Here is a 14,415-nt window from a genome sequence, read left to right as displayed (position 1 = left end):
AGTTCAAGTTGAAATTGGCAAAAAGAGTATCCGCATTAACACCGTCTGCAACACTAGCAATTACTGCAAAAGCGAAAGAGCTGAAAGCAGAAGGCCATGATGTCATCGGCCTCGGAGCAGGAGAACCGGATTTTAATACGCCTCAGCACATTATAGATGCCGCGGTGCGTTCCATGAATGAAGGCCATACGAAATATACGCCTTCAGGCGGTCTGCCGGCGCTGAAAGACAGTATCGCAAAAAAATTCAAAAACGACCAGGGGATTGAATATAAGCCGTCAGAAATCATTGTCTGCACCGGAGCGAAACACGCTCTGTATACATTATTTCAGGTCATTCTCGATGAAGGGGACGAAGTGATTATACCGACTCCTTACTGGGTCAGCTACCCTGAGCAGGTGAAACTGGCAGGGGGGCGTCCCGTCTATGCAGAAGGGCTGGAATCCAATCAGTTTAAAATTTCACCGGAGCAGCTGAAGCAGGCTATCACCGAGAAAACAAAAGCGCTCATTATCAATTCACCGAGCAACCCGACAGGTGTTATGTATACGAAAGAAGAGCTTGCGGAACTCGGAAAAGTGTGTCTGGAGCACGGCATTCTGATCGTTTCTGACGAGATTTATGAGAAGCTTACATACGGAGGAAAAAAACACGTCTCAATCGCACAGCTTTCAGATGAATTGAAAGAGCAGACGATCATCATTAACGGCGTGTCGAAATCTCACAGCATGACGGGCTGGAGGATCGGCTATGCGGCGGGTTCGGAGACGATTATTAAAGCGATGACGAGCCTTGCGAGCCACAGCACATCAAATCCGACGTCTATCGCTCAATACGGCGCCATTGCGGCCTATAACGGTCCGGCTGAGCCGCTGGAAGAGATGAGACAGGCATTTGAGCACAGACTGAACACCATTTACGCTCAGCTCAGTGAGATTCCCGGATTCACCTGTGTCAAGCCTGAAGGGGCGTTTTACTTGTTCCCTAACGCCAAAGCGGCCGCAGAAAACTGCGGATTCAAAGATGTCGATGAATACGTCAAGGCGCTTCTGGAAGAAGAAAAAGTCGCCATCGTGCCGGGCTCGGGTTTCGGTTCACCGGACAACGTCCGCTTATCTTACGCAACGTCACTCGATCTTTTAGAAGAAGCGGTCGAAAGAATCCGCCGCTTCACGGAAAAACACAGCTGATTCTGAAAAAGCGGCTTTTAAAGCCGCTTTTCACTTGCATTGACCCCGTTAGAGTAGAACGGGTATAATAAAGTGATGAAAAAAGAGATTCAGGCAGATTCCTGAATGTCTTTCTTGTTCTGGAGGGAAAGAGTTTGAAAACAACAATCAACCAAGTGTATAAACACACAGGCGAGGAAGTAACGATTGGAGCTTGGGTCGCTAATAAACGCTCAAGCGGTAAAATCGCATTTTTACAGCTGAGAGACGGTACCGGCTTCATTCAGGGAGTTGTCGTCAAAGCTGAAGTAGAAGAAGACATCTTCCAAATCGCGAAATCAGTGACGCAGGAAACGTCGCTTTATGTAAAAGGAATTGTGAAAGAGGACGAGCGTTCACCGCTTGGCTATGAGCTTGCTGTTACATCCATTGAAGTCATTCACGAAGCGACTGATTATCCGATTACGCCTAAAGAGCACGGTACGGAATTCTTAATGGATCACAGACATTTATGGCTCCGTTCGAAACGCCAGCACGCAATTATGAAAATCCGCAACGAAATCATCCGTGCGACTTATGAATTTTTCAATAAAGAAGGCTTCGTGAAAGTTGATCCGCCGATTTTGACGGGAAGCGCTCCCGAAGGCACGACTGAGCTGTTCGCGACGAAATATTTTGATGAAGACGCCTTCCTGTCTCAAAGCGGCCAGCTGTATATGGAAGCAGCTGCAATGGCGCTCGGAAAAGTATTCTCTTTCGGACCGACGTTCAGAGCGGAAAAATCGAAAACGAAACGCCATCTCATCGAATTCTGGATGATTGAGCCTGAAATGGCATTTGTTGAATTTGAAGAAAACCTTGAAGTTCAGGAGAATTATGTTGCATACATCGTACAAAGTGTGCTGGAACATTGTAAGATCGAGCTGAACACATTAGGAAGAGACACATCGAAGCTTGAACAAATCAAAGCGCCATTCCCGCGCATTACGTACGATAAAGCGATTGAATTCCTGAAAGAAAAAGGCTTTGACGATATTGAGTGGGGAGATGACTTCGGTGCGCCGCATGAAACAGCGATCGCAGAAAGCTATGACAAACCGGTGTTTATCACTCATTACCCGACGTCATTAAAACCGTTTTATATGCAGCCTGCCAAAGATCGTGAAGATGTCGTGTTATGTGCCGACTTAATTGCTCCGGAAGGCTACGGGGAAATCATCGGCGGTTCAGAACGCGTTCATGATATGGATTTATTGGAAGAAAGATTAAAAGAACACGGTCTGGATTCAGATGCTTACAAATGGTATGCTGAACTCAGACAATACGGTTCTGTTCCGCACTCCGGCTTCGGCCTTGGACTTGAGCGGACAGTGGCTTGGATCAGCGGAGCGCCTCACGTGCGTGAAACGATTCCGTTCCCGAGACTTCTGAACCGTCTGTATCCGTAATAGTTTTAAAAAACGAAGTCTCCTGCAAGGGAGACTTTTTCTAAGTAAAGGGGAAAGCTCCCGGAGATAACCTTTTACAGTAAGAGGTGTAAGGATGAAAAAACAGCAATTTATAGATATGCAGGAACTCGGCATTTCAAGCATTCCCAACCTGCTGCTGACACATTACCGGCAGCTCGGGCTGAATGAAACCGAATTGATCCTGCTTTTGAAGATTAAAATGCATTTGGAAAAGGGCTCTTATTTTCCGACGCCGTTTGAACTTCAATCAGGCATGTCCATCTCTGCTGAAGAATGTACAAGCTGCCTGAGAATGTTTATTCAAAAAGGTTTTCTGTTTATTGAAGAATGTGAAGACCATAACGGCATAAAGTTTGAAAAATATTCTCTGCAGCCGTTATGGGCGAAGCTGTATGATTACATGCAGCATTCTCAAAATGAAACGCAGGAAAGAACGTCAGAAAGAGAACAAAAAAGCCTGTATACCATCTTTGAAGAAGAGTTCGGAAGACCGCTGTCGCCCCTTGAATGCGAGACGCTGGCCATATGGCAGGATCAGGATCAGCATGATGCGATTCTGATTAAACACGCCTTAAAAGAAGCCGTTTTATCGGGAAAACTCAGTTTTCGCTATATTGACCGGATTTTATTTGAATGGAAAAAGAACGGCTTCAAAACGGTTGAGCAGGCGAAGGCGCACAGCCAAAAATTCAGGCGTGTTCAAACGAAACAAAATGATCCGCAAAAAGAGTATACGAGGCAGGTGCCTTTTTACAATTGGCTGGAACAATAACATGAGAAGGGGAGAAACGTGTTAAATTTAAAGCAGATTGAATATTGTCTTGAAAAAATCGGCGATATGTTTCCGCACGCAGAATGTGAACTTGTCCATTCAAATCCTTTCGAATTGGTTGTGGCAGTCGCATTATCCGCGCAATGTACGGACGCTCTCGTCAACAGAGTGACAAAAACGCTATTTCAAAAATATAAACGGCCCGAAGATTATCTTGCCGTATCGCTGGAAGAACTCCAGCAGGATATTAAATCAATCGGCCTGTACCGTAATAAAGCCAAAAATATTCAAAAGCTGAGCAAAATGATCATCGAAGAGTACGGCGGAGAAGTGCCGAAAGACCGGGATGAGCTTGTGAATCTGCCGGGTGTCGGACGGAAAACGGCAAATGTAGTCGTGTCTGTTGCTTTCGGCGTACCTGCGATTGCAGTAGACACTCATGTGGAGCGGGTCTCTAAACGGCTCGGTATCTGCCGCTGGAAGGACTCTGTTTTGGAGGTAGAGAAAACATTAATGAAAAAAGTGCCGAAAGAGGATTGGTCTGTTACGCACCACAGATTAATATTTTTCGGCAGGTATCATTGTAAAGCGCAATCTCCCCGCTGTGCGGAATGTCCTTTGCTTCCGCTATGCAGAGAAGGGCAGAAGCGTGACAAAAAAGGGCTGGTGAAACGGTGACGGCGATTGACATTCTGGCAGGCTATGAAACATACCTGCGCAGCCTTACGGACTTGGAAAGCCTTGAGATCAAAACGGCGCTGCGCCGCCATCCGCTGTATATGGATTTCAGCGGTCAGCCAACCGTGCAGCCATGGAGGGAAAGAGGCGAATATGTCCCGTTTCTATTTCAGATTTGGAACGAAACGAAAGAAACGCTGCTTCCCGTTTTTCAAACAAGAAAATCGAGATGTGATCAAAATGACATGCTGAAGGGAATTGCCTGTCTGATTGCCGCTTTTCACTGGACGGCAGGGGAGCGGGTCACATCACTTGATTGGTCTGTGCTTGAAACAAAGCATTTTCCCGCCGAACCGATCAATTGGGCGGAGCGAATGGCGTTTATTTTAACAAAACCGACTCAATATCACTCGTTTATTCAGCTTGATGAATTGATGACGGAGATGAAGAAACAATATCATAAATATGAAGCCATGAACAAATGTTAAAAACCTCCTTTTCTGATAAGGAGGTTTTTTTGTATGAAAAAAATCCTTCACCTGTTTGAGGTGAAGGATTTCGTCCGCTAATGAGCGGGGTTTGACTGGATGGTTGACGAATTGGACTGCCCGTTGATATTTGAAGATGAGTCTTTGTTTTTGTCCGTTTGACCGCTGTCAGGTTTATTTGAGCCGTCTGAACCGGAATCGGAATCATTATCAGAGCCGTTATCTTGCTGTCCGTTGTTATCGGTCCCGTTACCGGGCTGATTCTGATTGTTGTTATCTGTTTGATCCTTATCGGATTGATCCTGATTTTTATCCGGGTCATCAGTTGGTGTTTGATCCGATCCGTCAGACGTATCTGTCTGATTGTCATCTGTGTTTGAATCATCAGTTTGCGTCTTGTCCTTATCTTTATCTTCATCAGTCTTCTGTTCATCGTCAGTCGCTTTATCTTTATCCGCATCGTCTTCTTCATCTTTCGGGACTTTGAAAGATGCTGATGCCGTATCGCTTTTTCCGTCATCGTTTTCCGCTGTCACCTGGAAGCTGTATGTGGAGCCTGGTGTGACATCTGGGACGACGGCTTCTTTTGCCGAACTGTTTTGAATGTCACTGTAGCTTCCGCCGTCAACGGATTGTTTGACATTGAATGTTGCATCACCGTCATAATTCCAGCTTAAGGTTAATGATTTTTTATCTTTGTCGTATTTCACTTGCAATCCTGTCGGTTTATCGGCTTTTTCTTTCGTGTACGTTTTAGAAACGGCAGTTGGCTGCGTTCCTTTCACGAAGTACTCCGTCACTTTTTTATCATCCGGCGTATTCGGTCCGGCTAAAGCGGCAGGATTCGAGCCTTTCTCAACTGTTTCTTTGACGACGCTGTCAGGCTGCTTGAAGCTTCCTTTACCGTCATCAACGTAAGAGATCAGCTTTTGGAAAATCCGTTTTGCGACTTGCTGGTCAGCAGAAGACAGTGATTTCTTACCTGCTTTGTTGCCAGACTCAACTCCGGTCCAAACCGCCGCTGTATATTGAGGGGTATAGCCGACAAACCATGAGTCTGGGACTCCGCCTTGAGCAATATTATATTTTTGAATATCCTCTTTAGTAAAGTTGGTCGTACCCGTTTTACCGGCCACTTCCACGTTCGGTACTTGGGCCAGTTTACCTGTTCCAGATTCGACAGCTGATTTGAGCATATCTGTAACCATGAACGCCGTGTAGTCGCTCATAGCACTTTTCGGTTTCGGTGTTAAATCAAGCTTAGTACCGTCATTAAATTCAATCGATGTGACCGCGTGCGGTTCGTTGTACGTTCCGTTATTTCCGAAAGCACTGTAGGCGCCTGCCATGGTCATAGTAGATACACCGCGGTTACCCTCACCAAATCCCCCGATAGAATAGGGTTCATATACTTGATCTTTGTTTAATCCCAATCCTAAGTCGTTTGCGAAGTCGACGGCATTATCTTTTCCTGCTGCTTGGTATGCTTTTAAAGCAGGAATATTACGTGAGTCTGCGAGGGCCTCTCGCATAGATATCTGACCTCTGTATTTATTGTCCCAATCATGAATCGGTGTGCCGTCAGAGTACGTATAAGCCGAATCGTCAATCTGCTCATACGTCGACCATTTTTTATTTTCAATGACCGGTCCGTAATCAAGAATCGGTTTTATCGTTGAACCGGGCTGGGTTTTACCTTGCGTTGCATAATTGAATCCCCCGACAGTTCTGTTGCGTCCCGGTCCGATGGCGCGGATTTCCCCGTTTGTCGTATCAAGGAGGGTGACGCCGCCCTGCATGCCTTCCGAAAAGCCGACCGTGTCTCCGTTCATCAATTGATCAAGATAATCTTGTGCTTTCGTATCAAGAGTCGTGTAAATTTTCAGTCCGTCAGTTGAAATATCGACGTCTTTCTTTTCTTTTGTCTCGATTTCTTTCATAACTTCTTCGACAAAAGCGCTGTATTTATTTGTGTCCTTTTTATCGTATTCCTTTTGGCTGACGACGCCTTCATCTTTCATGGAAACTTTCTTTGCTTTCTGGTATTCAGAATTTGAAATGAATCCTTGTTTTTCCATTAAGCTGAGAACAATGTTTCGGCGTTTCTCGGAAGCCTTCGGGTTTTTAACCGGGTTATATCCGGTCGGGCTTTGCGGCATTCCGGCAAGCGTCGCCGCCTGTTCAACCGTAAGCTTGCTCAAATCTTTCACGCCGAAGAATTCTTCAGCCGCTTTACCGACGCCATAGGCACGCGGTGAGAAATAAATTCTGTTTAAATACATTTCTAAGATTTCATCTTTAGAATAATGGCGCTCCAGCTGCAGTGAAAGCCACACTTCCTGTGCTTTCCGTTTAATCGTTTTTTGATGGGTCAAAAGCGAGTTTTTCACAACCTGCTGGGTGATTGTGCTTCCACCCTCTGAACCGAATCCATCCGTAAAGTTGGCGACCAAGGCGCCTCCGATCCGGATCGGGTCTATACCGTGATGCTTATAAAAACGGGCGTCTTCAGTTGCGATAAATGCTTCTTTCACAACATCGGGTATATCCTTAATCGGGACGTAGGTTCGTTTTTCACCGCCCACTTCCGCGATTTCTTTGCCGTTTTTATCGTAAATCGTTGAAGAGTAAGGCGTTTTCAGCTTGGCTTCGTCCAAAGACGGCGCGCCGGAAACCAAAACGGCAAATGCCGCCGCTCCGCCGACTATGCCAAGGACAAACAGAATAACCAAGGACAGCACAATTTTTTTGAATAAACCGCCTTTACGCTGTTTCTTGCCTTTTTTCGGTGAAGAGGGCTTAGTGCTTTTCGTCTGCCTTGCCTTACGGCGTTCTTCACGACTCGTAAATTGATCTGACATAACATCTCAACCTTTCGTTTATCAACCTTTCGCTCAGTCTACTGTTCCTGCGAAAAATAAAGCTGTTCAATAATACTAATATAATCAATTCTCGGTGAGTATCCAAGGGAAATCGGAAAGGAAGCATCTTCTAATTCGTCTTTGCGAATTGATTTTCTGCCATTGTTCTCCTTTCTCTCCCAAAAGACAAACAGCTTGTCGGCTTCGAGGAAATAAACCTTTCCGAAAGCGGATATAATAACAAAACAAATGCCGTCTTGTTTGACCACCTGCTTCATATGTTCAATCTGATGATCATGAAAATTCTGCAGGGGAAATGCCGTTTTGTTTTTTGTTTCTTTTGCCTCAAAATCAATGTAGCGTCCTTTATAAATGCCGTTGTAGTCGGTTGTGGAAGACTGTTTAAAATAAGCTTCCTTAATGACTGCGGCGCTTCTTTTCGGATAGTGGACGTTTACAATCTGGACGGGTGTCGGCTTTTTGTGAATGACAGCAATTTGGTTAGCCAGATAATACTTATTCGTTTCATTCAGATCGTCTTCGAGGGTCATGCCGCGATTACTGTATGAATGAGACCGTTTCTGGCTGTTTTGGGATGAAACCGTTTTGTTCGGCTGAAAAGTTTTTCCATTCGGGTACCGAATCACTTTTTCCATCCTCCTTATCAAACTAATAGTGACGGAAGTGAATGAACGTGCATAAACGACAGACCGTAACCGCCATTCTTCGCCTGATCGAAAAAGAGACGAAAATAAAAAATGCCGATAATATTTCCCGGACGAATGCCTATAAAGCATATTATGACCGCCATCCTGAGATCAAGTGGCCGCTTTTGGCATCCTTTGTGTCCCGTAATGCGGGCTGGTCGATGACTGATTTAAGAGGCGTCCTTTATCAGGAGGGCCTTGACAGCAGTCAGAAAAACTGGTTTTTCCTTTCGTATGAAAGGGCGAATTGGCTGATTTTTTCTGATGCCTATCCTCAGCTTCTGGTCTACCAGTGGTCAAAACAAATCGGCGAACCTCTATTCCGTCATCTTCCTTATTTCCGCGTCTCGGCTTTTATGCAGGAAGAATGGTTCCGCTTTTGGCGTGACGGAGATACGGAACGGCTCATGTATGCTCTTATTATAAATGAACAAAACACTATCCAAGCACCTATTATACAAAATCCTTCGTTTAAAAAGAATGTTTTTGGCACGATTCCTTTTTATTTAAGTGATTGGTTTCACTTTAATACGGTGATATTCCCTTCATTTAACGGACATTTATACGGAATTTCCGTTAAACGGTTTTCAAAAACCGAAGAGAGAATTACGCTCGGAAAACAGCTGGCCCGCCTTCTGTTCAGCCCTGATCTTCACGCTTCTTTTTACCTTTTTCTTGATACCGTTCCTCATACCGGTTCACGCTTTGATATGGAGAAAATGATCGGCATCAAAAAAAGAACATCACCGATGCTGAGGACAACCTATCCCATTGTTGCCCACCCATTAGACGGCGAAAGGGAGGATTGGTTTCAAAAAAGGTTAAGAAAAGGGGCTTTCTTACAGGAGAAAATGCCGAAACAGCTTGAACTGACGGACTGGTACTTCCAGAAAAGACGGGAGCTCCATGCGCTCTTCGCGGTTAAAGAGTGGCTGAAGAAATGAAAAAGCCCGAAACCGTTCGCTGGGGTTTCGGGCTGCTGATGTGTTACGTGGAAGGGCGGTTTGGGCCGCCTAATTTTTTATCAAGCGTATCAGTCGTTTTTGCTTCGGTTTTTTGCTGTTTACCTGCATTTTTCGGTCTCGTTTTCATACGGCACCTCCTCAACTGTATCGTTTGCATTAACGTGCCGGTTCATACAAAGTTTGCGGCACTTTTTTGTCGAAAGGCACGCCTTTTAGGATAATCTCTGTTTGTTTGCCGAACTGCTTCTAGTTTTGTCATGTGCAGAGGAGAGCGGTAGGAAAACGAGAATTATATTCTAAAGAGACGCAAGTGATAAAAGGGAGGAACATGAATGTCTGTTTACACGAGCAAGGCTGATATTCTCCGTCTGCTTTCTGATATCGAAATCCGGATTTCTGCTGCTGAAAAGACGCTTACCCAAGCAGTCAGATCCTGTCAGGCGGAAGCTGAAGAAATCAGGCAGGAGAAACTTTGCCGCCTTGAGGAAGAGGCGCGGGAGCTTCATGTTTGTATTGATGACCTGTTTTTGGCTGACCGGCGTAAAAAGGATTTGCCGAGAGCCTGCCGGATCAGCTGATTTTATGCAAAAACTTTGGTACCATATGTACTGAGGTGAGTCCGTTTGCAGACACAATCGTTATTGGAGCTGACAGAACAAATGATAGAGGCGGTTCTGGAAGCCGAAAAAAGGTATCAGGATGGAAAAGAGTCAGGCCGTTCATATGATTTTTTTGAGATTATTAAACCCGATGTTGGAAAAAGAGACCGGCTTTGCGCGCTTTGGACAGAAGCAGCGCTTGCGTTTATTCAGGAAAACCGTCCGAAATACGTTCATCACGCACAAATTCAGGCCGTTACAGAAAATTTCGGAGAGCTGATGCTCCAATCATATGTTCATCATATTCATAAAAAAAGATACAGGGATTTAACTGAATCTGTTTTATATACGCTTCGTATATTAAGGGATGAAATTGAAAAAGAAGGCAGCTGAAAACGGCTGCCTTCTTTTATATAAAGGGGTCGGGTATGTTATTCATACGCCGGGTTTTCTGCTCCACTTGCTTCGAGAACCTTCATACTGTTTCGAAATTCGGTTGCGGTGAGATGGCCTTGAATATAGAGGAATTTTGCAAAGTCCATCAGTTTATCTGCACAATCTGTTTCATATTTTTTCACTTCAGCAAAACGCTTTCTTAAGTATGATACGTTCATAATGGTGCATCCCCTCTCATGTGTGTTGAGATTATGGTAACATAACGATTCGACTTTTTTCTGTTTTTAAAAAATTAAGACTTTCGACAGCATTTGACAAAGATCAGAATCTCCGAAAGCACATAACCAAGGCGGAATTCATACATATATAGCAGAAACTTATTGAGAGACAAGGGGGAATGTCATATGCAATGGAGAGCGCAGCCATATCAAAATATGTACCAGCAGCCGGCGGGATATTTCTACCCGCAGCAGATACAGCCATTACAGCAGCCGAGTCCGCAGCAGATACAGCCATTACAGCAGCCGTATCCGCAGCAGATACAGCCATTGCAGCAGCCGCCATATCATCAGCAAGGGCAGTACCCGCAGCAATTTTACCCGAATCAGGAATACGGTCATGTGCAGCAGCCGTTTGCTCCCCCTCCTCCTCAGGCAGGCATGCCCGGGGGACAGCCGGGGTTTGTGAATCCTTACCCCGTTCCCAGACCGAATCAGCAGCAGTCTTCCCAATTCTCAGGCATACTCTCCCAGTTTAAAAAAACGAACGGACAGTTTGACTTTAATAAAATGATGGATACAACGGGGCAGATGGTAAGCGCCGTAAATCAGGTCGGATCGCTGGTGAAAGGCCTCACCAGTATCTTCAAATAAAAAGCATGAATGATATCCATCATTCATGCTTATTTTTTAGGGAAAAAGAGGGTAAGCGTCTGTTCATTCCAGGATGTTTCCATATCTTCTTCACTCACCTTATACGGGAGGACAACGGTTCTTGTCATGCTTGAAGACACATGGGATGAATGAGCCTGTTTATGATCGTAGCGGATTGTAACGTGAAGGTAGCACCCTTTCGTTTCCACCAGCATATCCCCGTCACGGAACGTCTCGGGGACGCCGATATCAACCGCGAGGCCCGTCGGCTCTTCTCTGACGTCAATCGTCACTTGCGCTTCAGTAAAAGCCGAATTGACAAGGTGCTGAAAACCCTGCATCAATTCTGCGAAAGGACCTGAGTGAAAAAATTGGTCCATCGCATGGCTGATGATGTCCTCATTTCTTTGCGGATCAAGTTTATCGTTTTGTGATTGATCCATATGACCACCGCCTTTTTACAAACAGACTATGCGATGTTATGCCGTATGGTTAAGAATTGAAGGAAAAAAGAAAGTATGGTTAAATAGTGGAGAATAAACTGGTAACGGATTCACATTTAGGAAGGGGAGCACAACACATTGCTGAAAAAATTATTCGGATTGGGAGACAGCCGGAAAAAGCCGGCCGAGGAAGTGATTTTTTCTCCGGCTGACGGAGCGGTGATGGATTTGGCTTCAGTGCCGGATCCCGTATTTTCACAAAAAATGATGGGGGACGGGATCGCCGTCGAGCCTGCAAACGGAGACATTGTTTCACCGGTTGAGGGAGAAGTGATTCAGCTGTTCCATACAAAACATGCTGTCGGCATCCGCACCCTTTCCGGAGCGGAACTTTTGATACATGTCGGTTTGGATACCGTCAATATGAACGGTGAAGGCTTTGAAGCGCATGTAAAAGAAGGAGACAAAGTGAAAACAGGCGATCTGCTTTTAACGTGCCGGCTGGATTTAATAAAAGAAAAAGCAAGCAGCACCGTCATCCCTATGGTGATTATGAATGGCGATGCCGCAGAACCTTTGCAATTTGCAGGCGCAATTGAAGCGAAAAAAGGACAAACAGAGCTTTTTACGATAAAAATGAAGTAGGCAGGGGCTGATTCCCTGCTTTTTTTCTTGTGCAGGATTTTCATCTAGCCAGGCAAACAAATATTCGGTAAACTGTACCTCATAAAGAGGTGTGAACGATGAAGAAAAAATCACTGAGCGAACTGATTCAGGAATTAAAAAATCATGAAAATATTGTGCATTGGCATGAAGAGGAACCGCGGGAGGCGAAAACCATGCCGATGCCGGAGCAAGTAGATCCGAACATTCGGACGGCTCTCGAAAAAAGGGGGATCGAGCGGCTCTTTACACATCAATACTCCGCTTTTCAGACGGTTCAAAACGGAGAAAGCATTGTGGCCGTCACACCGACGGCCTCCGGAAAAACACTGTGCTATAATCTTCCGGTTCTTCAGTCTATCGCGGAAGATGCCTCAAGCCGCGCGCTTTATTTATTTCCGACAAAGGCGCTCGCGCAGGATCAAAAAAGCGAGCTGAACGAAATCATAGACGAGACGGGCATGGACATTAAAAGCTTCACCTATGACGGAGATACGTCTCCGGCCATCAGGCAGAAAGTCAGAAAGGCCGGGCATATTGTGATTACAAACCCTGATATGCTTCATTCAGCCATTCTTCCCCACCATACAAAATGGGTGAGTCTGTTTGAAAACCTGAAATATATCGTCATTGATGAATTACATACGTACCGGGGCGTATTCGGCAGCCATGTGGCGAACGTCATCCGCCGTTTAATGAGAATCTGCGCTTTTTACGGAAGCACGCCGTCATTTATCTGTACATCCGCCACAATCGCCAATCCGAGGGAATTGGCGGAGCAGCTGACGGGAAAATCAGTGCGCCTGATTGACGACAACGGCGCCCCGGCCGGAAGAAAGCACTTTGCTTTTTACAATCCTCCGATTGTAAATAAACCGCTGCATATTCGAAAAAGCGCCACCGTGGAAGTGAACGAACTTGCCAAAACTTTTTTGAAAAATAAGATCCAGACGATTGTTTTTGCAAGGAGCCGTGTGCGGGTTGAAATTATTTTAAGCCACATTCAGGAGATCGTAAAAAAAGAAATCGGCGCGAAGTCTGTCAGAGGCTATCGCGGCGGATATCTTCCGAAAGAAAGAAGAGAAATAGAGCGGGGGTTAAGAGATGGCAGCATTCTCGGGGTTGTCAGCACAAACGCGTTGGAGCTCGGCGTTGATATCGGCCAGCTTCAGGTCTGCGTGATGACGGGGTACCCGGGCAGTGTCGCGAGCGCATGGCAGCAGGCGGGCCGGGCCGGACGGCGGCAGGGAGAGGCGCTTATCGTGATGGTGGCGAACTCTGATCCGATTGACCAATATATTGTGCGCCATCCTGATTATTTCTTTAAACGCTCGCCTGAATCTGCAAGGATTAATCCCGATAATCTCATTATACTGGTCGATCACCTGAAATGCGCCGCGTATGAGCTGCCTTTCAGAGCCGATGAAACATTCGGAGAAAATGATGCAAGAGACATTCTTGAGTATTTAGAGGAAGAAGGGGTGCTTCACGAAAACCGCGAACGCTATCACTGGGCGAGCGAATCTTTTCCCGCCTCCAACATCAGTCTCCGTTCGGCGTCACAGGAAAACGTGGTCATCGTTGACCGGTCAGAGACGGCTGATGTAAAAATCATCGGAGAAATGGACCGCTTCAGCGCGATGACGCTTCTTCATGATGAAGCGATTTATCTTCATGAAGGGGTGCAGTACCAGGTTGAAAAGCTTGATTGGGATCATAAAAAAGCGTACGTGCGAAAGGTCGATGTCGAATATTATACAGATGCCAATTTAGCGGTGCAGCTGAAAGTGCTGGACATTGACAGAACGGACAGCAGAAAGAAAACGGCCTTACATTTCGGCGATGTAACCGTGAACGCACTTCCGACAATATTTAAAAAAATTAAAATGACGACATTTGAAAATATAGGATCAGGGCCGATTCATCTTCCAGAAGAAGAACTGCATACCAGTGCTGCGTGGCTTGAATTGAAAGAGACGGATTCGGAGATCGGCGAAAAAACGCTTGAACAGCTGCTTTTAGGCATTGCCCACGTCCTGCAGCATATCGTGCCTGTATACGTCATGTGCGACCGAAATGACGTGCATGTCGTGCCGCAAATCAAAGCCGCACATACCGGACTTCCGACAATCTTTCTGTATGATCATTATCCGGGCGGAATCGGACTTGCTGATGAAGTATATAAGCGATTTGATGAAATCACTGAAGGGGCTGAGCGCCTGATCAGACAATGTCCATGTCAAGACGGATGTCCTTCCTGCATCGGTTCCGAAATAGAAGGAATAGATGCAAAGAAAGCGATACTCCGGCTCTTGAATTACGTGTAAAAGAAA

General features: G+C 45.6%; 16 protein-coding genes. 11 read left to right on the top strand and 5 right to left on the bottom strand.

Going from position 1 to position 14,415, the window contains the following annotated elements:
* The first annotated feature begins 8 nt into the window (after positions 1-8).
* The 5 genes from MY7_RS09225 (at position 9) to MY7_RS09205 (ending at position 4,576) form a co-directional block, all read left to right on the top strand.
* Positions 9-1,190: a pyridoxal phosphate-dependent aminotransferase gene (locus tag MY7_RS09225; protein WP_007612190.1), complete on the top strand. Its 1,182-nt coding sequence runs from the start codon at positions 9-11 to the stop codon at positions 1,188-1,190.
* Positions 1,191-1,324: 134 nt separating this feature from the next.
* Complete coding sequence (gene asnS / locus MY7_RS09220) at positions 1,325-2,617, top strand: asparagine--tRNA ligase (RefSeq protein ID WP_007612189.1); 1,293 nt, start codon at positions 1,325-1,327, stop codon at positions 2,615-2,617.
* Positions 2,618-2,711: 94 nt separating this feature from the next.
* Positions 2,712-3,410, top strand: coding sequence for a DNA replication protein DnaD (gene dnaD, locus MY7_RS09215; RefSeq protein WP_003153516.1), 699 nt, complete (start codon positions 2,712-2,714; stop codon positions 3,408-3,410).
* 18 nt (positions 3,411-3,428) lie between these two features.
* Positions 3,429-4,088, top strand: a complete 660-nt coding sequence (gene nth / locus MY7_RS09210; protein WP_007612187.1) for an endonuclease III — start codon at positions 3,429-3,431, stop codon at positions 4,086-4,088.
* The gene (locus MY7_RS09205) at positions 4,085-4,576 is read left to right on the top strand and encodes a YpoC family protein (RefSeq protein ID WP_007612186.1); all 492 of its coding nucleotides are present in this window, start codon (positions 4,085-4,087) and stop codon (positions 4,574-4,576) included. The genes nth and MY7_RS09205 overlap by 4 nt, the downstream gene beginning before the upstream one ends.
* Before the next feature lie 77 nt (positions 4,577-4,653).
* Here the strand turns inward: MY7_RS09205 and MY7_RS09200 are convergent, their stop codons facing one another.
* Entirely contained in the window at positions 4,654-7,437 is a 2,784-nt protein-coding gene (locus tag MY7_RS09200; RefSeq protein WP_007612185.1) for a PBP1A family penicillin-binding protein, read from the bottom strand.
* A 38-nt stretch (positions 7,438-7,475) separates the two neighbouring features.
* Positions 7,476-8,084 (bottom strand): Holliday junction resolvase RecU, encoded by a 609-nt coding sequence (gene recU / locus MY7_RS09195; protein ID WP_029326130.1) that lies wholly within the window; start codon positions 8,082-8,084, stop codon positions 7,476-7,478.
* Between the two features lie 41 nt (positions 8,085-8,125).
* On the opposite strand from recU, the gene MY7_RS09190 reads away from it, so the two are divergent.
* Entirely contained in the window at positions 8,126-9,088 is a 963-nt protein-coding gene (locus MY7_RS09190) for a DUF2515 domain-containing protein (protein ID WP_007612183.1), read from the top strand.
* 43 nt (positions 9,089-9,131) lie between these two features.
* Here the strand turns inward: MY7_RS09190 and sspM are convergent, their stop codons facing one another.
* Positions 9,132-9,236 (bottom strand): acid-soluble spore protein SspM, encoded by a 105-nt coding sequence (gene sspM / locus MY7_RS09185; protein WP_003153525.1) that lies wholly within the window; start codon positions 9,234-9,236, stop codon positions 9,132-9,134.
* Positions 9,237-9,441: 205 nt separating this feature from the next.
* Between sspM and MY7_RS09180 the strand changes: the two genes are divergently transcribed.
* The gene (locus tag MY7_RS09180) at positions 9,442-9,687 is read left to right on the top strand and encodes a DUF5446 family protein (protein ID WP_007612178.1); all 246 of its coding nucleotides are present in this window, start codon (positions 9,442-9,444) and stop codon (positions 9,685-9,687) included.
* Between the two features lie 45 nt (positions 9,688-9,732).
* Positions 9,733-10,101 carry a YppE family protein gene (locus tag MY7_RS09175; protein WP_029326132.1) on the top strand — a complete coding sequence of 123 codons (369 nt, stop codon included), beginning with the start codon at positions 9,733-9,735 and terminating at the stop codon, positions 10,099-10,101.
* Between the two features lie 38 nt (positions 10,102-10,139).
* Here the strand turns inward: MY7_RS09175 and MY7_RS09170 are convergent, their stop codons facing one another.
* On the bottom strand, positions 10,140-10,322 hold the full coding sequence (locus MY7_RS09170) for a YppF family protein (RefSeq protein WP_003153532.1): 183 nt from the start codon (positions 10,320-10,322) through the stop codon (positions 10,140-10,142).
* A 186-nt stretch (positions 10,323-10,508) separates the two neighbouring features.
* On the opposite strand from MY7_RS09170, the gene MY7_RS09165 reads away from it, so the two are divergent.
* Positions 10,509-10,976, top strand: a complete 468-nt coding sequence (locus MY7_RS09165; protein WP_007612172.1) for a YppG family protein — start codon at positions 10,509-10,511, stop codon at positions 10,974-10,976.
* 29 nt (positions 10,977-11,005) lie between these two features.
* Here MY7_RS09165 and MY7_RS09160 read toward each other — a convergent pair whose 3' ends face one another.
* A complete protein-coding gene (locus MY7_RS09160; RefSeq protein WP_007612169.1) occupies positions 11,006-11,419 on the bottom strand; it encodes an Hsp20/alpha crystallin family protein in 414 nt (137 codons plus the stop codon).
* Between the two features lie 138 nt (positions 11,420-11,557).
* On the opposite strand from MY7_RS09160, the gene MY7_RS09155 reads away from it, so the two are divergent.
* Both MY7_RS09155 and MY7_RS09150 read left to right on the top strand, forming a co-directional pair.
* Positions 11,558-12,064, top strand: a complete 507-nt coding sequence (locus MY7_RS09155; protein ID WP_007612167.1) for a PTS sugar transporter subunit IIA — start codon at positions 11,558-11,560, stop codon at positions 12,062-12,064.
* 98 nt (positions 12,065-12,162) lie between these two features.
* Positions 12,163-14,409 (top strand): DEAD/DEAH box helicase, encoded by a 2,247-nt coding sequence (locus MY7_RS09150; RefSeq protein ID WP_007612165.1) that lies wholly within the window; start codon positions 12,163-12,165, stop codon positions 14,407-14,409.
* The last annotated feature ends 6 nt before the right edge of the window (positions 14,410-14,415 follow it).

This window comes from Bacillus sp. 5B6, from assembly GCF_000259405.1.
GTDB lineage: Bacteria > Bacillota > Bacilli > Bacillales > Bacillaceae > Bacillus > Bacillus velezensis.
Note: the sequence above shows the minus strand (reverse complement) of the source record. Positions and strands in the feature narration are given on the sequence as shown.

What these genes read in the sequence shown, in the direction of transcription:
- dnaD (WP_003153516.1), top strand. Translation starts at nt 2,712, where the DNA reads ATGAAAAAACAGCAATTTATAGATATGCAGGAACTCGGCATTTCAAGC.
- MY7_RS09200 (WP_007612185.1), bottom strand. Translation starts at nt 7,437, where the DNA reads ATGTCAGATCAATTTACGAGTCGTGAAGAACGCCGTAAGGCAAGGCAG.
- MY7_RS09190 (WP_007612183.1), top strand. Translation starts at nt 8,126, where the DNA reads ATGAACGTGCATAAACGACAGACCGTAACCGCCATTCTTCGCCTGATC.
- sspM (WP_003153525.1), bottom strand. Translation starts at nt 9,236, where the DNA reads ATGAAAACGAGACCGAAAAATGCAGGTAAACAGCAAAAAACCGAAGCA.
- MY7_RS09180 (WP_007612178.1), top strand. Translation starts at nt 9,442, where the DNA reads ATGTCTGTTTACACGAGCAAGGCTGATATTCTCCGTCTGCTTTCTGAT.
- MY7_RS09170 (WP_003153532.1), bottom strand. Translation starts at nt 10,322, where the DNA reads ATGAACGTATCATACTTAAGAAAGCGTTTTGCTGAAGTGAAAAAATAT.
- MY7_RS09165 (WP_007612172.1), top strand. Translation starts at nt 10,509, where the DNA reads ATGCAATGGAGAGCGCAGCCATATCAAAATATGTACCAGCAGCCGGCG.
- MY7_RS09160 (WP_007612169.1), bottom strand. Translation starts at nt 11,419, where the DNA reads ATGGATCAATCACAAAACGATAAACTTGATCCGCAAAGAAATGAGGAC.
- MY7_RS09150 (WP_007612165.1), top strand. Translation starts at nt 12,163, where the DNA reads ATGAAGAAAAAATCACTGAGCGAACTGATTCAGGAATTAAAAAATCAT.